Consider the following 19,143-nt stretch of genomic DNA (forward strand, 5'->3'; position numbering starts at 1 on the left):
TTTCGGAAACCAGTAAGGGTGAACAGCTTTGACAACGACTAAACTATGGAAGATTCACGATGAAGCCGGAACGGGGACGGGAATAAGAGAAACGGCAGATAAAGCGATTGCCGAAGCTGCCGGGCTTCTCGTCCAAGGAGAGACCGTAGCGTTTCCGACGGAGACGGTATACGGCTTAGGAGCGGATGCGACCGATTCCGCTGCGGTCGAAGGCATTTACCGGGCCAAGGGCCGTCCGTCGGACAACCCGCTGATCGTCCACATCGCGGACCGCTCCCAAATGGACGCATTCGCCGAGGGGACGCCGGCCGAGCCCTTGCGCAGGCTCATGGATGTCTTCTGGCCCGGGCCCCTGACGGTCATCGTGCCGGTCCGCGCGGGCACGGTTTCCCCGCTCGTGACGGCGGGGCTGTCAACCGTCGGGGTCCGCATCCCCGACCATCCGGTCGCCTTGGCGCTGCTGCGCGCCGCAGGCTGCCCGGTTGCGGCCCCGAGCGCGAACAGCTCGGGGCGACCCAGCCCGACGACGGCGGAACACGTCGCCGATGATCTCGGCGGACGAATCGGCGGCATCGTCGACGGAGGCCCGACGGGCGTCGGCGTAGAGTCGACCGTCGTGGAGTGGGCGTCCGGGGCGATCTACATCCTGCGCCCCGGCGGGGTGACGGCCGAGCAGCTGCGCGAGGCGCTGCCGGACGTGCCGGTGCGCGAACCCGCGCGCACCGAGGAACCGGCCGGGACGCCGCGGGCTCCCGGCATGAAGTACGCGCATTATGCCCCGAAGGGGAGCATGCGCGTGGTACTGGGCGACGATCCGAAGGCCGTCGCCGAGTGGATGCGGCGTGACCTGGACGCCGCCAAGTCCCGCGGTGAGCGCACGGGAGTGCTCACCTATGACGAGCGCCGCGGTCTGCATCACGCGGACGCCGTAGTCTCCTCCGGCCGTCTGGCCGAGCCGGAGACGATCGCGCGCGGGCTGTATGCCGCGCTCCGGCAGTTCGACCGCGAGGGAGCGACGTATATTCTCGCGGAAGGCTGCCCCGACACGGGAATAGGCCGCGCTGTCATGAACCGGCTGCTGAAAGCGGCGGGTCAGGAAGTCATCCGCGTATAAGCGGCAGAAGGGGCATCGGTACACGCTGAAACGCTTTCGGGCTGTTTGATCCGTACAAGCGGAAACGTGCCGTATGCCGAAGCGTCGCCAAGGTGCAAAAGTTCCGGAAGGCCAAGTATCCTTTTCAGCTCGAATGCCGCCCACAGATTACCCGCCTGTACCGTTATGCCGGCAAGTACAAGTCCATAGCATGTTTCCCGGTTTGTCCGCATATCTTGAGAGAGAAAAAGCGGACAGGGGGAAATACCAATGGCGGCACTGGCGGGCGTGTCATCTTTCGTATGGGGCCAACTGGTGACGATTTTCATCATGGCTATTGCGCTTGGTTTTGACGCGTTTTCTTTAGGGATTGGAATCGGAATGAGGGGTATACGCCTGCTGCATATTCTTAAAATCAGCATTGTGATCGGTCTTTTTCATATCCTCATGCCGCTGCTCGGCATGTATGCGGGCCACTACCTCGGAAATTTACTCGGACAGGTTGCCGTGGCGGCCGGGGGCGGTCTGCTGATTTTGCTCGGATCCCATATGATTTACAGCTCTTTCCGAGGAGAAGATAATCCCGCTTTCGACCATCGTACCTTTTGGGGAATGACCTTGTTCGCGTTAAGCGTGAGCGTCGATTCTTTTTCGGTAGGGGTTTCGCTTGGTATTTTCGCAACGGATGTGGTTTTGACGGTGCTGCTTTTCGGATTGCTCGGCGGAGGCATGTCGATTCTGGGGCTTATGCTGGGGCGTCACGTGGGAAGCTGGATCGGTGAGTACGGAGAGGCGCTGGGCGGGGTGATTTTGCTGTTGTTCGGTCTGAGATTTCTGCTGTAAAGTTGTAAAGTGTTCTTGATTTCAAAAAAGCGGTACAATAATAGAGAGCGGAACAACTCAACTCATTCGAATACTCTGTAGGGAGGTAGACGGAACATGAAACAGATCCTTTTTGTCTGTACCGGAAATACATGCCGAAGCCCGCTGGCTGAAGGGATTCTGCGCCATATGGCCCAGCAGGATAACCTGGAAGTCCATATCCGTTCCGCAGGGGTTTTTGCTTCCGACGGAAGTCCGATTTCCCGGCAATCTTCCTCTGTTTTGCGTGAAAAAGGCTGTGAAGCCTCCATCAGCTCCAGTCTTCTCAGATCCGCAGACGTGGATTGGGCCGATCTTATCTTAACGATGACACAAGACCATAAACGCGCCGTGATTCAGCGGTTCCCGCAGGCGGCGGATAAAACACATACATTGAAGGAATTTGTGGAAGACGATCCCGAAGTCGTGTCGGCTGCCGAGGAATGGGAGCGGTTGATCGCTGAAGTGCAGGTCAAGCATGCCCTTTCCGAAGAAATTACGGTAGAAGAACGGACGAGACTCATACACCTGGAAAAGAAACTTCCGAATTACGATATTTCCGATCCTTTCGGCGGCTCGTTGGAGCTTTACCGTCATACGGCGGAAGAAATCGAGGAAGCACTCGTTAAACTGGTTCAAAAGATAAAGGAAAGCCGATGAGCGTACCGACGGCCGCAGTACCCTTTGGTGGCTAACATAATCTTCATTTTTTAGCGGCTTTACAGTTTTGCGGGAATACGGTAAGATAGGGGCATAAAAGAAGACCCGATGTAACTGGCGACGAGTGGGTGTAACCACAGTGGAGCATCGGGGTATACGGCCGGTCGCCTGGGCAAAAGAGCAGTACATGCGTATTTACACGCGTGTCATGCTCTTTTTTTCATTGTCTCATAGCGGTTTACAGGTGCAGGTAAAGTCGGAATTTGCCGTTTTTTTTCTTCGTCTGATCGGTTTGGGTTATAATAGAGCCAAACGCAGTTTATTCCCACCCGAGGAGGGCTTTTCAATGAAAATTGCAATTGGCGCCGATCACGCCGGATACCGGCTTAAAGATGTTATCGTTCCTTACCTGGAATCGTTAGGTCATGAAGTGAAGGATGTCGGCTGCAACTGTGAACAATCGGTCGACTATCCGGACTACGCCGTTCCGGTTTGCGATATGGTGCTTAACGGGCAGGCGGACAAAGGTATTCTGATTTGCGGTACAGGCATCGGCATGACCATTGCCGCCAACAAAATGCCGGGCATCCGCTGCGCGCTTGTGCACGATATGTTCTCCGCGAAAGCAACCCGGGAACACAACGATACGAATGTGCTTGCTATGGGAGAACGCGTAATCGGACCCGGCGTGGCGCAGGAAATCGTCAAGATCTGGATTGAGACCGAATTTTCGCACGGCGAACGTCATGAGAATCGCCTGAAAAAAGTGAAGCTTTTGGAAGAGAAAAATACGATTCATCCGTAAGGAGCTCTATTTTAATAAATGGAGGTGATCGTATGAATGACGGTGAGCAAGCCTGGCTGGACGGAATAGGGCCTGCTGTCGAGGCCAATTTCCGGGCGCTGATCGAAGCCGGCGGCTTAAGGCCCGGCCAAATCGTCGTTTTCGGTACCTCGACAAGTGAGGTCCGTGGCCAGAGAATCGGCACGTCCGGTACGCCGGAAGCGGCCGAGCGCATTTTCACCGCCGCTGTCCGGGTGGCGGAAGAACACGGGCTGCGGCTCGCCTTCCAGTGTTGCGAGCATTTAAACCGCGCGCTTGTCGTCGAAGAAGCGCTGGTGGAGCAAGACGCCCGGCTGGAGCCGGTGAATGTAGTGCCGGTGCCCAAGGCCGGCGGCTCAATGGCCGCCCATGCTTACCGGCACCTGGAGCGCGCCTGCGTCGTGGAAGAGATCGCCGCTCATGCGGGCATCGACATCGGCGACACGCTGATCGGCATGCATCTCCGCCGGGTAGCCGTCCCTGTGCGTCCGCCCGTGAAACGGGTGGGCGAGGCACACGTGACGATGGCATATACGCGTCCGAAGCTGATCGGCGGGCAGCGGGCAGTGTACGAAGCTGTCCCGGAGAGCCCGGGCATTCCCGTATTCCCCGGCGCTGCTGCATCTCCCCGGACAAGTCCGGGAAGTTCGGCAGACAGCGACAACTGCGAATAATGCGTCTGGAGCCGTGGTAAACGTGGAATCTTTTTTCCTGTTTATCCGGCTCGTACAAAGCGAAACTGATTTTGATTTTAAATCCATGGGAGGTTGTTACAGATGGTAGAATTTTTGCGTAAACAGGACCCGAAAATCGTTGAGGCTATGAACTTGGAGCTTGGCCGTCAACGCGACAAAATCGAGCTGATCGCTTCCGAAAACTTTGTAAGCCAGGCAGTTCTTGAAGCTATGGGCACCGTGCTGACGAACAAATACGCGGAAGGTTACCCGTCCAAGCGTTATTACGGCGGCTGCGAGTATGTCGATATCGTCGAAGATATCGCGCGTGACCGCGCGAAGGAACTTTTCGGGGCCGAGCATGCCAATGTACAGCCTCACTCCGGCGCTCAAGCGAATATGGCCGTTTATCTGGCTGCGCTTAAGCCTGGCGACACCGTTCTGGGTATGAACCTGGCGCATGGCGGACACTTGACACACGGCAGCCCCGTCAACGCGTCCGGTATCCTTTATAATTTCGTAGCTTACGGCGTAAGCGAACAGGATTCCCGCATCGATTACGACGATGTCCGTAAAGCCGCGTTCAAACACAGACCACGCATGATCGTTGCAGGAGCAAGTGCTTACCCGCGCATCATTGATTTCGAGAAGCTGGGCCAAATCGCGAACGAAGTAGGCGCCCTGTTTATGGTCGATATGGCTCACATCGCGGGTCTTGTTGCGGCAGGTCTGCATCCGAACCCGGTTCCGCATGCCCATTTCGTCACGACAACGACTCACAAAACGCTTCGCGGACCGCGCGGCGGTTTGATTCTGTGCCGCAAGCCATGGGCTGCCGCAATCGACAAAGCCGTATTCCCGGGTTCCCAAGGCGGACCTCTGATGCACATCATCGCCGCTAAAGCCGTTGCGCTGGGAGAAGCCCTGCAAGCCGACTTCAAAACGTACGGCAAGAACGTTATTGATAATGCCAAAGCGCTGGCTGAAGGCTTGACGGCCGAAGGCATCAACCTCGTTTCGGGCGGTACGGACAATCACCTGATCTTGATCGACACGCGCAGCTTGAACATCACAGGCAAAGACGCCGAGCATCTTCTTGATGAAGTGGGCGTGACCGTTAACAAGAACGCGATCCCGTTCGATCCGACCAGCCCGTTCGTAACCAGCGGTATCCGTATCGGTACGCCTGCCGCGACTTCCCGTGGAATGGATACGGAAGCCATGAAGCAAATCGCCAAAATTATCGCCATGACGCTTAAAAATCCGAGCGATTCATCCGTTCACGAGCAAGCCCGCCAACTCGTTAAAGAAGTTACTTCCAAATTCCCGCTGTACACGGGATTGGAATATTAATTCTTTCCTATAAAACAATCTGCTTTCCAGCAGAGTAGTTAGTGAATACGGGAACCCGCAAAGGGTTCCTTTTTTTATGAAAAAAAAGAGGGCGGATTGTTCATACAAAAGCGGATTCTTGTCATAAGGGAGTGTGCTTTTTGGGGAGGATATATAAACAGACATATGATATAATGAACGAGGTTTGTGGAAAGTTGGAAAGACATCCAGATCAGCCAGATCGATATTCGGGAGGAATACTATGAGTAAGGTGTTCATTTGCGACCACCCCTTGATTCAGCACAAACTCACATACATAAGAGATGTAAATACGAAAACCAAGGATTTCCGTGAATTGGTGGATGAAGTCGCCACTTTGATGGCGTACGAGATTACGCGTAATATCCAGTTGGAGAACATCCAGGTCAAAACGCCTGTAGCGACTGCAGACTGCCGGATTATTTCCGGACGTATGCTCGGCATTATTCCGATTCTCCGCGCGGGACTCGGCATGGTGGACGGGATTCTGAATCTGATTCCGGCCGCGAAAGTCGGCCATATCGGGTTGTATCGGGACCCTGAGACGCTCCAACCTGTCGAGTATTATGTGAAATTACCCACAGATGTACAGGAAAGAGAATTGATCGTCGTGGATCCTATGCTGGCGACGGGCGGTTCCGCTAACCTGGCTATCACTGCTTTGAAAAACCGCGGATGCGTACAAATCAAGCTGATGTGTCTGATCGCCGCTCCGGAAGGTATCGAAGCCGTCCAGAAAGAGCATCCGGACATTGACATCTATGTGGCCGCTATCGACGATTATTTGAACGATCATGGGTACATCATTCCCGGTCTGGGAGACGCGGGCGACCGTTTATTCGGTACGAAATAAAGTATTTTGGAGGGACGTACGTTCATGAAAAGGTTGAAAGTCATTACGATTTTCGGTACAAGACCGGAAGCCATCAAGATGGCTCCGCTTATTTTGGAGCTTCAGAAGCATCCGGAACAGATTGAATCACTCGTGGCCGTAACGGCCCAGCATCGTCAAATGCTGGATCAGGTGCTTGAGTTGTTCAACATCCAGCCAGATTTCGACCTCAACGTCATGAAAGACCGTCAAACACTCAACGAAGTCACCATCCGGGTTCTTCAAGGCCTGGAGCCCGTTTTCCGGGAAGCGAAGCCGGACCTGATTCTGGTACACGGCGATACGCTGACCACCTTCCTTGCCAGCTATGCGGCCTTCTTGCAGCAAATCAAAGTCGGCCATGTGGAAGCGGGCCTGAGAACCTGGAACAAGATGTCGCCGTATCCGGAAGAGATGAACCGTCAGTTGACGGGCGTTCTCGCAGATCTGCATTTTGCTCCGACCAATTGGTCGGCTGGCAATCTGCGCAAAGAAAATAAATCGGAAGATTCGATTTATGTTACGGGCAACACCGTTACGGACGTGTTCCAGTACACGGTGAAGAAGGACTTCCACCATCCGGTCCTGGAGTGGGCGGAGGGCAAGCGTCTCATCCTGATGACGGCCCACCGCAGGGAAGCGCAGGGCGAGCCGCACCGCCAGATCTTCAACGCGGTCAAGCGCATTGCGGACGAATTCGAAGATGTTGCCATCGTGTATCCGGTTCATCCGAGCCCGGCCGTTAAGGAACCGGCTTATGAGATTCTGGGCAACCACCCGAGAATTAAGCTGATCGATCCGCTCGACGTGTTCGAGTTCCATAACTTCTACCCTCACGCTTACATGATCCTGACGGATTCCGGCGGTCTTCAAGAAGAAGCTCCGTCGTTCGGTGTACCTGTCCTGGTGCTTCGTGACACTACGGAACGTCCGGAAGGCGTGGAAGCCGGTACTTTGGAGCTTGTTGGTACGGACGGACAGAAAGTTTACGAGCGTGCACGCGCTTTGCTCACCGATCCGCAAACGTATGATCGCATGAAGGGCGCTGCGAACCCTTACGGAGACGGACAAGCTTCCCGCAGAATCGTGCAGGGAATCCTACACCATTTCGGCTATAAAACGGAAAAACCGGACTCTTTTTAACGCATCTCTTTCGACATTGTGACGATGCAATGACAAAGGTCACACTGTACAGTTCCACTGTTTGGTTTTAAATGCCGAAATCCCTTGATATACAAGGGATTTCGGCAGTACTGTTCACGAAATGTTTGATTTTATACGAATTGACAAAGTAGACTTTGCTCCGATACAATATATGAGGATTGATAGGGGTCAAAGCCATGAAAAACAAAGGAAACCGCGATAATCCTTGGAGGGCGGCCGGCCTTGTAGGCGCACTCGGGCTTGATATCGCTATCTGTACCATGCTCGGCTACTTCGCCGCGAACTTCGCAGTCCAGCGTTTTGGCGGTCCGAGAAGCTGGATAGTAGCAGGCGTGATGCTCGGTCTCTTCGCGGGGATCGCTACGGTCATCATGCTGCTTAAGAAGTTTCTGGAGGAACCCGATGAATGACCTGCTCAAGAAAGCTATGCGTATCGCATTTCTGCTTCTCGCCGTATGTTTACTGGTCTGGGCGCTTGTCCCTTCCGTACGCACGGTAGCTGCAGGATTATTGGTAGGTGCTATTGCAAGCGGCATCAATGCTTTGCTCCTTCAGCGCAGAGTCGATTTGATCGGCAAAACCGTTGCGGAGCGGGGCGCACAGCGCATGAGTCTCGGATTTTTAAGCCGTCTGGCTACAGTGCTCCTTGCTGTTATGATTGCGCTTAAATTTCCACAACACCTTGATATCGCCTCAACCATTATTGGTTGCTTTTTGGTTCCATTTATACTTTTGCTAGTCGGCATTTTGAGTCGTCCACACAAACCGTAATGCATGGAAAGGGGTGAAATTGGAAAATGCATGAGTTTCCCGTGCTACACTTCGAAAATGGTATCGATATTGACATTTCAACCTTTTTGGCGATTATCGTATCCTGCGTGGTTGTTTTAGTCCTGGCTCTTCTGTCCGTGCGGAACCTGTCCGTCGACAAACCTTCCAAAATGCAAAACTTTATGGAATGGGTCGTTGAGTTCGTTCATAACACGATTGCGAGTACGATGCCGCTCAGCAAGGCAAAGTCCTACATTTCGTTAGGATTGACATTAATTATGTTTATCTTTGTCTCCAACCTTCTCGGTCTCCCATTCGGTATCGTAACCGACCATACTCAGGGGTTTACGCTGTTCGGTCAGCAAGTGCTGACGGATGCCCGTATTCATGAGTTGGAGCAAGCAGGCAAGCATGCTTCTGTGGCTTGGTGGAAATCACCGACAGCCGACCTTTCCGTAACGTCCGCACTCGCCCTGATGGTGTTTGTTATGACGAATACACTCGGTTTGACACAGAACACGAAACATTATCTGAAGCATTACTTTGAGCCGTTCTGGTTCTTCCTGCCGCTGAACATCATTAAAGAGCTTTCCAAGCCGTTGACGCTTGCTCTTCGTTTGTTCGCGAACATCTTTGCGGGTGAGGTTCTGATCTCCACCATTATGATGCTGGGTGTTGTAGGGATACCGCTGCTCGCCGCTTGGCAGGGCTTCAGTATCTTCGTAGGTGCCATCCAGGCATTCTTGTTCACCATTCTTACCATGGTTTACATTTCCCAAGCTACCGTTCATCATGAAGATCACTAAATGATCGGCTCAGCTGCGATTAGCAGCTCTGCGCGGCTTCCGCAAGGCGTGGGATCCATATACACATTACAGGTACAAAACCTATTTTCTGAGGAGGAAATTTTTCATGGAATTCCTGGCAGCAGCATTAGCAATCGGTTTGGGCGCACTTGGCGCTGGTATTGGTAACGGTCTGATCGTAAGCAAGACAGTAGAAGGTATCGCTCGTCAACCTGAGCTTCGCGGTACTCTGCAAACAACTATGTTTATCGGTGTTGGTATCGTCGAGGTTGTTCCGATTATCGGTGTCGTTCTGGGCTTCCTGATTTTCTTCAGCTAATTCGCATAGCCTCGGTTGGGCGGGGAAGGCCTGAGCCATCCGCGCCTTCGCTATGAATTAGGTTCTTGAAGAATCGCCCCAGTACACAGTTACGGAAAGGAGTGACTCGAATGTCTTGGAATTGGGAATCGTTCGTATTCGCGCTTATCGCGTTCGGAATTCTATACTGGCTGCTCAACAAATACGCCTTCGGTCCGTTGCTCGCAACGATGGAAGAGCGCAGAAAGCTGATTGCCGACCAGATGAACTCTGCTGACGCAAGTCGTGTTCAAGCCGAGCAAATGCTCGAAGAACAGAAGCAGGTAATTCAAGAGGCACGTAAAGAAGCTTACCAAATGATCGAGCAAGCTAAATTGACGAGCTCCAAGCAAGCCGAAGAAATCGTCGATAAAGCGAAAAGTGAAGCGGACCGCGTGAAAGAAGAAGCGGTACGCGAGATCGAAAGCGAGAAAAACAAAGCGGTTGCAGCACTGCGCGGGCAAGTTAGCGCTATGTCCGTTATGATCGCTTCTAAAATTATTGAAAAGCAAGTTGACGAAAAGTCACAGGAAGAATTGGTGAACCATTACCTGAATGAGGTAGGGGGATCTAAATGAGTGACATCGTGGTAGCGAAAAGATATGCGAAAGCACTTTTTGAAGCTGCGAAGGAGCAGAACACGGTCGCTCAAGTTGAAACTGAACTGACCGAGATTGTTCAGACGATCCAGGATCATGCGGAACTGCGCAGCGTTCTGGATCATCCGAATATCGACGTGCCTGCGAAACGTCAGCTTTTGTCGAACATCTTTGCGGATCGGATTTCTCCGCTCGTTATGAATACGATTAAACTCCTGATCGATAGAAGACGGCAATCCCTGCTTCCTATTGTACTGTCCGACTTTGTTCAGATTTCCAACGAGTCGCTTGGCCAGGCAGACGCTACGATTTACACAGCTCTGCCGCTGTCTGAAGTACAAGTCAAGGAAATTGCAGACAACTTTAGCCGTATGACCGGCAAACAAATTCGTGTACAGACGGTAGTCGACCCGAGCTTGCTTGGCGGCATTACTGTTCGGATCGGTGACCGTCTATACGATGGCAGTTTGGCTGGCAAACTCGAACGTTTGGAAAAATCGCTGAAACAAGCTCAAGCAATGTAGATAGGGGTGAGGTTCGTTGAGTATCAGACCTGATGAAATCAGCACGCTGATTAAGCAGCAAATCGAAAATTATACAGCAGATCTGGAAGTCGTTGAAGTCGGTACGGTTATCACTATCGGTGACGGTATCGCTCGTGTGCACGGCTTGGAGAACGTCATGGCCGGTGAGCTTCTCGAGTTCGCCAACGGCGTTGTGGGCATGGCGCAGAACCTGGAAGAAAACAATGTAGGTATCATCATTCTCGGACCGTACTCGGACATCCGCGAAGGTGACCAAGTTAAGCGTACAGGCCGCATTATGCAGGTACCTGTAGGCGAAGCGCTGCTCGGCCGCGTTGTTAACGCACTGGGTATGCCGATTGACGGCAAAGGACCGATCGAAGCTTCCGGATACCGTCCGGTTGAATCCGCGGCTCCTGGCGTTATGGCGCGTAAATCCGTACACGAGCCTATGCAGACCGGTATCAAGGCGATTGACGCGCTTGTACCGATCGGCCGCGGCCAGCGTGAGCTGATCATCGGTGACCGTCAAACCGGTAAAACGGCGATTGCCATCGATACGATCATCAACCAAAAAGGCAACGGCGTGAAATGTATCTACGTGGCCATCGGTCAAAAGCAGTCCACCGTTTCCAACGTAGTGGATACACTCCGCCGCAACGGCGCTCTCGATTACACGATCGTCGTAACCGCGAGTGCATCCGAACCGGCTCCATTGCTCTTCCTGGCTCCTTATTCCGGCTGCGCAATGGGCGAATACTTCATGTACAAAGGCGAGCATGTCCTGATCGTTTATGACGATCTGTCCAAACAAGCTGCCGCTTATCGTGAGCTTTCCCTGCTCCTCCGTCGTCCACCGGGCCGTGAGGCTTATCCGGGTGACGTATTCTATCTTCACTCCCGTTTGCTTGAGCGTGCAGCTAAGCTGAACGACGAGCTGGGCGGAGGCTCCATCACGGCGCTTCCATTCATCGAAACTCAAGCGAGTGACGTATCGGCATACATTCCGACCAACGTTATTTCCATTACGGACGGTCAAATCTTCCTGGAATCCGACCTGTTCTATTCCGGTCAGCGTCCGGCCATCAACGTGGGTATCTCCGTATCCCGTGTAGGTAGCTCCGCTCAAGTGAAAGCCATGAAGAAAGTTGCCGGTACCCTGAAGACTGACCTTGCACAATATCGCGAATTGGCTGCTTTCTCGCAGTTCGGTTCCGACCTTGATAAAGCAACGCTTTCCCGTCTGAACCGTGGTGAGCGTACACTGGAAATCCTGAAGCAGGGTATCAACGAGCCGATGCCTTTCGAAAAACAGGTTATCAGCATCTATGCCGCTACTAAAGGTTTCCTGGACGAACTGCCGGTTAAAGACATTACCCGTTTCGAAAAAGAATTCCTTGCATACCTCGATGCCAACAAACCGGAAATCGCCAGCTCCATCCGCGACACGAAGGATCTTACTTCCGACACGGAAAAAGCGCTGGTTGCAGCTATCGAGACATTCCGTAAAGGATTCTCGGTATCCGGATAATTATGAGAATTTGCGATTCCATAATCAAGCTGCAGGGGGTGAAACGGTATGGCTAAGGGTATACGCGAGATTAAGCGTCAGATTAAGAGCAAACAGAGCTCAATGCAGATCACTAAAGCAATGGAGATGGTGGCGGCTTCCAAACTGAAGCGCGCTCAAACCAATGCGGAGGCTTCCCGCCCTTATGCGGATAAGATCCGCGAAGTGGTGTTTAGTGTGGCTGCAGGCTCGAAGGGCGTTCAGCATCCGATGCTGCAGGTTCGTGAAGTCAAACGCACGGGATATCTGGTCTTGACTTCAGACCGCGGACTCGCTGGCGGTTTTAACGCCAACGTGCTTCGGAAGGCGTTAAATGCTATTCGTGAACGCCATAAATCTACGGATGAATATGCGGTTTTCGTTGTCGGCCGCAAAGGCAGGGATTTCTTCAAGCGGAGAAACATCCCGGTCTTTGACGAAGTCACTGGCCTCAGCGATACTCCGACGTTCGCCGATATCAAGCAGCTCGCTTCGTCCGCTGTGCAGAACTTCATCGACGGCAATTACGACGAGCTGTACGTCTATTACAACCAGTTCCATAACGCAATTACGCAAACGCCGGTTGAGAAAAAACTGCTGCCGCTCGAGCAGCCGGAGTCCGGCAGCAGCGCTGTCTCTTCCTACGAATATGAGCCCTCCGCCGAAGGCGTTCTGGAAGTACTGCTTCCGAAGTATGCGGAAACGGTCATTTTCAGCGCCGTGCTGGAAAGCAAAGCGAGCGAATTCGGCGCGCGTATGACCGCTATGGGTAGCGCGACGAAGAATGCGACGAAGATGATTGCAGAGCTTACACTTTCCTACAACCGTGCACGTCAGGCGGCAATTACCCAGGAAATCTCGGAGATTGTTGCTGGTGCCAACGCATTGAACTAATGCGCAGTGCGGAACTAAGCATTTGAGTACAGGAGGGAAATACAATGAGCAAAGGACGTGTTGTTCAGGTCTTGGGACCGGTAGTCGACATCGAGTTCGAACGTGGACATCTGCCCGAGATTCTGAATGCCATTAAAATTCAAAAAACTGCTCAATCCGCTGATCAAGAAAACAGCGAAGTGACAGTTGAAGTTGCCGTACACCTCGGCGACAACCAAGTACGCTGTGTAGCTATGTCTTCTACGGACGGACTCGTGCGTGGAATGGCAGCTATCGATACGGGTGCCGCTATCTCCGTACCGGTCGGTCCTGCTACGCTGGGTCGTGTATATAACGTACTGGGCGATCCGATCGACGGTAAAGGTCCTGCGGACCGGACCCTGACATCCGCGATTCACAAGCAAGCTCCTGAGTACGTCAATCTGACGACTCAAGCCGAGATGCTGGAAACGGGTATCAAGGTTATCGACCTTCTTGCTCCTTACATGAAGGGCGGAAAGATCGGTCTCTTCGGTGGTGCGGGTGTAGGTAAAACCGTAACCATGCAAGAGCTTATTCATAACATCGCGCAGGAGCATGGCGGTATCTCCGTATTTGCGGGCGTAGGTGAAAGAACACGTGAAGGTAACGACCTTTATCACGAGATGAGTGATTCCGGCGTTATCGCCAAGACCGCAATGGTATTCGGTCAAATGAACGAACCTCCAGGCGCGCGTCTTCGTGTTGCCCTTTCCGGTCTGACTATGGCCGAGTATTTCCGTGATGAAGAAGGCCGTGACGTACTTCTGTTCATCGACAACATCTTCCGTTTCACACAAGCGGGATCCGAAGTTTCCGCCCTCCTCGGACGTATGCCGTCCGCGGTAGGTTACCAGCCTACGCTGGCAACCGAAATGGGTCAACTTCAAGAGCGTATTACTTCCACAACCAAAGGTTCCGTAACGTCGATTCAAGCGATCTACGTACCGGCGGATGACTATACTGACCCGGCTCCGGCAACCGCGTTTGCCCACTTGGACGCAACGACTAACCTCGAGCGTTCCATTGCCGCGAAAGGTATCTTCCCGGCCGTTGATCCGCTTGCCTCCTCTTCCCGTATCCTGACTCCTCAGGTAGTAGGCGAAGAGCACTATGAAGTGGCACAAGGCGTTAAGCGTCTGCTTCAGCGTTACAAAGAACTTCAAGATATTATCGCCATCCTCGGTATGGACGAGTTGAGCGAGGATGACAAGGTTGCCGTTAACCGCGCAAGACGCGTAGAACGCTTCCTGTCCCAGCCGCTCCACGTTGCCGAAGCGTTTAACGGTATGCCAGGTCTCTACTGCCCGGTTAAAGAAACCGTGCGCAGCTTTAGAGAACTGCTTGACGGCAAGCATGACGACCTGCCGGAAGCAGCTTTCGTTAACGTAGGTTCGATTGATGAGGCCGTTGAAAAGGCAAGAACGATGGTATAAGCAATCGGGTCATGCAGGCGTTTGCCTGCTTTCCCGGGTTTGATCCGAGTCCGAGAGAAACCTCTCGCAGAGCGCCTCTCTTGGATAAGGTGAAAAGCTTACGAAGCGAACGAACTTTCTAGCGAAAGTTCTGGGGAGGAATGAGCGTGAGTACTTTCCTTTTGGAAATTGTAACTCCGGAGCGCATCGTATATACCCAGAATGTTCACATGGTAAGTGTCGACGGCATCGAAGGCCAACTTGGCATTCTTCCGAACCACATTCCGTTTGTGACACCTTTGAAAATCGCACCCGCCACGATCAAGCTTGAGAATGGCAAACAAGATATCGTCGCTTTGAACGGCGGTTTCATGGAAGTGCGCAAAGATAAGGTTGTCATCCTGGCGGAAAGTGCGGAACTGCCTGGCGACATTGACATCGAACGTGCGAAGTCTGCGAAGGAACGCGCCGAGAAACGTTTAACGGGTAAGAAAGACGAAGCTGATTTCCAGCGCGCCGAGCTTTCTCTTAAACGGGCGTTGAACCGGATCGGGGTTTACGAGCAAAAATAAGCAAGAAGAAACAGAGGACGTTTATGCGTCTTCTGTTTTTTTATTTTCTCGAGAAAGTATACGCTTACATCTAAAATCATTTTCATTAGACACATTTTTTGAGCGTATGCTATAATTGGAAAGGCATTACATTACCAAATTTTATGAGATGATTCAAGATTTCTTATGAAAATGGAGGCGATTTCAAGCAGATGTACGCGGTAAAGTATGTGATCGTAGCCATTTTCGTCGCACTCGGCATCTTGCTTCCGGTTGCAGCTCTTACGATCGGCAGATGGCTTAGACCCAACAAGCCGAACGAAGACAAGGCAACCACTTACGAAAGCGGAAATGAGCCGGTAGGGGAAGGTCAGGTCAGGTTCAATATCCGGTATTATCTTTTCGCCTTAATGTTTGTCATTTTCGATGTGGAAACCGTATTTTTGTATCCGTGGGCCGTGGCGTATAACAAGCTGGGGCTGTTTGCACTGGTGGAAATGTGTATTTTTGTCCTGCTTCTCGGTGTCGGGTTACTCTATGCTTGGAAGAAGAAGGTGCTGCAATGGACTTCAATTTAGAGTCGATAACTCCGGAGGATCGTGCTGAACTGGATCGCAATGTGTTTATGACAACCCTGGAGCAGGTCAAAGCCTGGGCAAGAAGCAACTCCTTGTGGCCGCTCACTTTCGGTCTCGCCTGTTGTGCCATCGAAATGATGGGAACGGGCGCGTCGCATTATGATCTGGACCGTTTTGGCGTTATTTTCAGGACGTCTCCCCGTCAATCCGATGTGATGATCGTGGCCGGCACGGTGACTAAGAAAATGGCTCCGCTGCTGCGTCGTCTGTACGATCAGATGCCGGAACCGAAATGGGTCATTGCGATGGGGTCCTGCGCTACGGCAGGCGGTCCGTACGTAAAATCTTATGCAGTTGTAAAAGGCGTCGATCAAGTGGTTCCGGTTGATGTGTATATTCCAGGCTGCCCGCCGAATCCGGCGGCATTGATTTACGGAATCAATAAGCTTCAGGAGAAAATCCGTTACGAGGCGAAAACCGGAAAGCAGGTGACGAACCTGTGACCGATAAGGAAAAGGAAAATCCGCAGGAGCCTGATTTTCAGTCAAAACCGACAAAATCAGACGAAAATTTGGAAGCGAATACAATTGAATATAAGGAAAAACAAGGGATTTTGTCGAAAGAAGAGCATGACAAGTTACATACTGGTTCAGGGAGCGCAGGATCAGTGGGGGACGGCACGACGCCTCCGGCCGGCTCGTCCGAGCAGAGCGCCTCGGCGGCGGGCACCGGCGAATCAGCGCCGGAGACCACCCCGGCGTCCGGTGCTGCGCAGCGCCCGGACCGTGCGGCAGCGCGAAGCGCCGCGGCCGCTGAAGCCGGGGGCACCGCTCCGGCCGCGGCGAACAGCGCTGCCCCGACTGAGGGAGCAGCGGCCGAGGACGGCGGCGACAAAGCGAAAGCCGCCGCAGAAGCTCGCGCAGCCCGGGCGGCTGCCCGCGCCGCCAAAACCGCGGCTCCGGCGGAGGATGCTCCGCCGAAGCCGCCGTCCCCGAACCAGCCGCTGCTGGACCGGCTGGTCGAGATCTTGAAGGGAGAGGTGGCCGGGGACGCCGTTGATGAAGCGTTCATCAACGAGAACGATGGCCACCGTCCCTTCGTGGTTATCCGCGGCGAGCACTGGGTGCGTGCCGCGGAGGTCTTCCTGCAGCACGAGGAGCTGCAGTGCGGCTACCTGCGCAGCGTGAGCGGCGTAGACCTCGGCAACCAGCTGGAAGTGGTTTACCATCTGCTCTCTATCCCGCTGCGCAAAGAATACGGAGTCCGCGTGCGCACAGAGCGGGAGGCTCCGTCCGTTCCCTCCGTCGCTTCCGTATGGCCGACCGCGGACTGGAACGAGCGGGAAATCTATGACCTGCTGGGCATTGATTTTCCCGGCCATCCCAACCTGACGCGCATCATGATGCCGGACGAGTGGGTCGGCCACCCGCTGCGCAAAGATTACGAAGCGTACGACCCGGAGGTGTAGCGTTTTGTTACGGACAGAAGAACTGCTGCTTAACGTAGGGCCTCAGCATCCGAGTACCCACGGGGTATTCCGGATTATCGTCAAGCTGGACGGAGAGATCATCCGCGAGGCGATCCCGGTCATGGGTTACCTGCACCGAGGTACCGAGAAGCTTGCGGAAAATCTCAATTACACTCAAATCATTCCTTATACGGACCGGATGGACTACGTTTCGGCCATGACCAACAATTATGTGCTGGTCAACGCGGTCGAACGGATGCTTGGCCTGCAGATACCGGAAAGAGCCGAGTATTTGCGTATTCTGGTTATGGAGCTTCAGCGGATCGCCAGTCATCTGGTCTGGTGGGGAACTTATTTGCTCGATATCGGGGCGATGAGCCCGTTTCTTTATGCGTTCCGCGACCGGGAAATGATTATCGACTTTTTCAACGAGCTGTGCGGGGCCAGACTTACCTACAATTATATGCGTGTCGGCGGGGTCAAATGGGATGCCCCGGAAGGCTGGCTGGACAAAATCCGGGCATTTATCCCTTACATGAAGAGTAAGCTGGAAGAGTATGACCGTCTTGTCAGCGGAAATGAAATTTTTCTCGCTCGGATCAAAGGCGTAGGCCGTTACGATGCCGATACGGCTATCGCTTACGGATTAAGCGGGGCGAACCTGCGTTGTACCGGAGTCAAATGGGACTTGCGTAAGGATCAGCCTTACTCCATATATGACCGTTTCGATTTTGACGTACCGGTGGGAACCAATGGTGACTGTTACGACCGTTATCTCATTAGAATGGAAGAGATCGTTCAATCCCTGCGCATCATCGAGCAGGCGCTGGATCAGATTCCCGAAGGCGATACGATGGGAAAAGCCCCTCGGGTCATCAAGCCGCCGGAAGGCGATATTTATGCGCCGATCGAATCGCCGAGGGGGGAAATCGGCTGTTTTATCATGTCCAAAGGGCGGCCCGAACCGTTCCGGCTAAAATTCCGCCGCCCCTCCTTCGTGAACCTTCAAATTTTACCGAAGCTGCTGGTCGGGGAAACTATGACGAACCTGATTACTATTCTCGGCGGGATTGATATCGTTGTAGGGGAGGTGGACGGCTGATGCTGGATCTGGTCGGACAGCCGCTGACATGGACGACGGGGCTTATTTTCGCGGCCTACGGCGTTGTGCTGCTTCTTATCATCCTGGGATTCGTAACGTATGCCATCTACTTCGAGCGAAAAGTCATCGGCTGGATGCAGGGGAGATACGGCCCAAATCGTGTAGGACCGCTGGGACTGCTGCAAACGGTCGCTGACGTGTTTAAACTGCTCATCAAGGAAGATACCATTCCGCGCAAAGCGGACCGGGAGCTGTTCATTCTCGCGCCTGTGCTTACGTTTATCCCGGCGTTCGTCGTTGTAGCGACGATTCCGTTCACCGCGAATCTCATTCATGCCGATCTGGATGTCGGTCTCCTTTATTATGTAGCGCTGTCGGGTATCTCCACCTTGGGAATGATTCTTGGCGGTTGGGCTTCCAATAACAAATATGCCCTGCTCGGCGGCATGCGGTCAGCCGCTCAAATGATCAGCTACGAGGTTCCTCTCGTTATTTCGGTGATCGGGGTTATCATGATGACCGGCACTTTGAACCTTCATAAAATCGTGGAAGCCCAGGGCGATAACTTCTGGAACTGGAACTTTCTCCCTCAGATCGTCGGTTTTATCGTCTTCGTCATTGCGGGCGTATCCGAGCTGAACCGCACCCCGTTTGACCTGCCGGAAGCCGAATCGGAGCTTGTAGCGGGCTATCATGTCGAATACAGCGGGTTTCGTTTCGCTTTCTTCATGCTCGCGGAATATGTGTACGTCTTTGCGATCGCTTCTTTAACGACGGTCCTTTTCCTGGGCGGCTGGCACGCCCCGTTTGCTTTTCTCGCCTTTATTCCGGGCATTGTCTGGTTTCTGCTTAAATTCTCGTTCATTGTCTTCTTCTTTTTCTGGATCAGGGCGACTCTGCCCCGAATCCGGATTGACCAGCTAATGGGACTCGGCTGGAAGGTTCTTTTGCCTCTGGCGCTGCTCAATATTTTTATAACGGCTCTCTACATGGGTCTTACCGGGTAACGCGGCC

At 53.2% G+C, this 19,143-nt stretch carries 23 protein-coding genes and 1 riboswitch; all 23 genes read left to right on the forward strand.

Annotation, left to right across the window (positions count from 1 at the left end):
* The first annotated feature begins 28 nt into the window (after positions 1-28).
* The 23 genes from KVT34_RS24410 (at position 29) to nuoH (ending at position 19,136) form a co-directional block, all read left to right on the forward strand.
* The gene (locus KVT34_RS24410) at positions 29-1,114 is read left to right on the forward strand and encodes an L-threonylcarbamoyladenylate synthase (RefSeq protein WP_217562011.1); all 1,086 of its coding nucleotides are present in this window, start codon (positions 29-31) and stop codon (positions 1,112-1,114) included.
* Positions 1,115-1,363: 249 nt separating this feature from the next.
* A complete protein-coding gene (locus tag KVT34_RS24415) occupies positions 1,364-1,936 on the forward strand; it encodes a manganese efflux pump MntP (protein WP_042233910.1) in 573 nt (190 codons plus the stop codon).
* A gap of 96 nt (positions 1,937-2,032) precedes the next feature.
* Positions 2,033-2,614 (forward strand): low molecular weight protein arginine phosphatase, encoded by a 582-nt coding sequence (locus KVT34_RS24420; RefSeq protein WP_217562013.1) that lies wholly within the window; start codon positions 2,033-2,035, stop codon positions 2,612-2,614.
* 100 nt (positions 2,615-2,714) lie between these two features.
* Positions 2,715-2,795: riboswitch (ZMP/ZTP riboswitch) on the forward strand.
* A gap of 165 nt (positions 2,796-2,960) precedes the next feature.
* Positions 2,961-3,419, forward strand: coding sequence for a ribose 5-phosphate isomerase B (gene rpiB / locus KVT34_RS24425; protein ID WP_042233906.1), 459 nt, complete (start codon positions 2,961-2,963; stop codon positions 3,417-3,419).
* A gap of 32 nt (positions 3,420-3,451) precedes the next feature.
* Positions 3,452-4,111: a TIGR01440 family protein gene (locus KVT34_RS24430; RefSeq protein WP_217562015.1), complete on the forward strand. Its 660-nt coding sequence runs from the start codon at positions 3,452-3,454 to the stop codon at positions 4,109-4,111.
* A 102-nt stretch (positions 4,112-4,213) separates the two neighbouring features.
* Positions 4,214-5,464: a serine hydroxymethyltransferase gene (locus tag KVT34_RS24435; protein ID WP_217562017.1), complete on the forward strand. Its 1,251-nt coding sequence runs from the start codon at positions 4,214-4,216 to the stop codon at positions 5,462-5,464.
* A 241-nt stretch (positions 5,465-5,705) separates the two neighbouring features.
* Positions 5,706-6,335: a uracil phosphoribosyltransferase gene (gene upp, locus KVT34_RS24440; RefSeq protein ID WP_009676968.1), complete on the forward strand. Its 630-nt coding sequence runs from the start codon at positions 5,706-5,708 to the stop codon at positions 6,333-6,335.
* A gap of 24 nt (positions 6,336-6,359) precedes the next feature.
* Entirely contained in the window at positions 6,360-7,496 is a 1,137-nt protein-coding gene (wecB, locus tag KVT34_RS24445; protein ID WP_217562019.1) for a non-hydrolyzing UDP-N-acetylglucosamine 2-epimerase, read from the forward strand.
* A gap of 197 nt (positions 7,497-7,693) precedes the next feature.
* Complete coding sequence (locus KVT34_RS24450; protein ID WP_217562021.1) at positions 7,694-7,927, forward strand: AtpZ/AtpI family protein; 234 nt, start codon at positions 7,694-7,696, stop codon at positions 7,925-7,927.
* A complete protein-coding gene (locus KVT34_RS24455) occupies positions 7,920-8,288 on the forward strand; it encodes an ATP synthase subunit I (RefSeq protein WP_217562023.1) in 369 nt (122 codons plus the stop codon). The genes KVT34_RS24450 and KVT34_RS24455 overlap by 8 nt, the downstream gene beginning before the upstream one ends.
* 26 nt (positions 8,289-8,314) lie before the next feature.
* On the forward strand, positions 8,315-9,094 hold the full coding sequence (gene atpB, locus KVT34_RS24460) for a F0F1 ATP synthase subunit A (protein WP_217562025.1): 780 nt from the start codon (positions 8,315-8,317) through the stop codon (positions 9,092-9,094).
* A 106-nt stretch (positions 9,095-9,200) separates the two neighbouring features.
* Entirely contained in the window at positions 9,201-9,413 is a 213-nt protein-coding gene (gene atpE, locus KVT34_RS24465; RefSeq protein WP_068777401.1) for a F0F1 ATP synthase subunit C, read from the forward strand.
* A 110-nt stretch (positions 9,414-9,523) separates the two neighbouring features.
* Positions 9,524-10,009 (forward strand): F0F1 ATP synthase subunit B, encoded by a 486-nt coding sequence (atpF, locus tag KVT34_RS24470; RefSeq protein WP_217562027.1) that lies wholly within the window; start codon positions 9,524-9,526, stop codon positions 10,007-10,009.
* Positions 10,006-10,554, forward strand: a complete 549-nt coding sequence (locus KVT34_RS24475) for a F0F1 ATP synthase subunit delta (protein ID WP_009677091.1) — start codon at positions 10,006-10,008, stop codon at positions 10,552-10,554. Before atpF ends, KVT34_RS24475 begins: the two co-directional genes overlap by 4 nt.
* Positions 10,555-10,570: 16 nt before the next feature.
* Positions 10,571-12,085: a F0F1 ATP synthase subunit alpha gene (atpA, locus tag KVT34_RS24480; RefSeq protein ID WP_217562029.1), complete on the forward strand. Its 1,515-nt coding sequence runs from the start codon at positions 10,571-10,573 to the stop codon at positions 12,083-12,085.
* 48 nt (positions 12,086-12,133) lie between these two features.
* Positions 12,134-12,997 (forward strand): ATP synthase F1 subunit gamma, encoded by an 864-nt coding sequence (gene atpG, locus KVT34_RS24485; RefSeq protein WP_217562031.1) that lies wholly within the window; start codon positions 12,134-12,136, stop codon positions 12,995-12,997.
* A gap of 44 nt (positions 12,998-13,041) precedes the next feature.
* Positions 13,042-14,451: a F0F1 ATP synthase subunit beta gene (gene atpD, locus KVT34_RS24490; protein WP_217562033.1), complete on the forward strand. Its 1,410-nt coding sequence runs from the start codon at positions 13,042-13,044 to the stop codon at positions 14,449-14,451.
* A gap of 146 nt (positions 14,452-14,597) precedes the next feature.
* On the forward strand, positions 14,598-15,002 hold the full coding sequence (locus KVT34_RS24495; protein ID WP_103996916.1) for a F0F1 ATP synthase subunit epsilon: 405 nt from the start codon (positions 14,598-14,600) through the stop codon (positions 15,000-15,002).
* Between the two features lie 191 nt (positions 15,003-15,193).
* Positions 15,194-15,559 (forward strand): NADH-quinone oxidoreductase subunit A, encoded by a 366-nt coding sequence (locus tag KVT34_RS24500; protein ID WP_009677054.1) that lies wholly within the window; start codon positions 15,194-15,196, stop codon positions 15,557-15,559.
* Positions 15,544-16,062: a NuoB/complex I 20 kDa subunit family protein gene (locus tag KVT34_RS24505; RefSeq protein ID WP_009676983.1), complete on the forward strand. Its 519-nt coding sequence runs from the start codon at positions 15,544-15,546 to the stop codon at positions 16,060-16,062. The genes KVT34_RS24500 and KVT34_RS24505 overlap by 16 nt, the downstream gene beginning before the upstream one ends.
* Positions 16,059-17,027, forward strand: coding sequence for an NADH-quinone oxidoreductase subunit C (locus tag KVT34_RS32485; protein WP_217562035.1), 969 nt, complete (start codon positions 16,059-16,061; stop codon positions 17,025-17,027). Before KVT34_RS24505 ends, KVT34_RS32485 begins: the two co-directional genes overlap by 4 nt.
* A 4-nt stretch (positions 17,028-17,031) precedes the next feature.
* Positions 17,032-18,129 (forward strand): NADH-quinone oxidoreductase subunit D, encoded by a 1,098-nt coding sequence (locus KVT34_RS24515; protein WP_217562037.1) that lies wholly within the window; start codon positions 17,032-17,034, stop codon positions 18,127-18,129.
* On the forward strand, positions 18,129-19,136 hold the full coding sequence (gene nuoH / locus KVT34_RS24520) for an NADH-quinone oxidoreductase subunit NuoH (RefSeq protein WP_042233871.1): 1,008 nt from the start codon (positions 18,129-18,131) through the stop codon (positions 19,134-19,136). Before KVT34_RS24515 ends, nuoH begins: the two co-directional genes overlap by 1 nt.
* Positions 19,137-19,143 lie beyond the last annotated feature (7 nt).

The organism is Paenibacillus sp. GbtcB18 (genome assembly GCF_019091125.1).
Lineage (GTDB): Bacteria > Bacillota > Bacilli > Paenibacillales > NBRC-103111 > Paenibacillus_F > Paenibacillus_F chitinolyticus.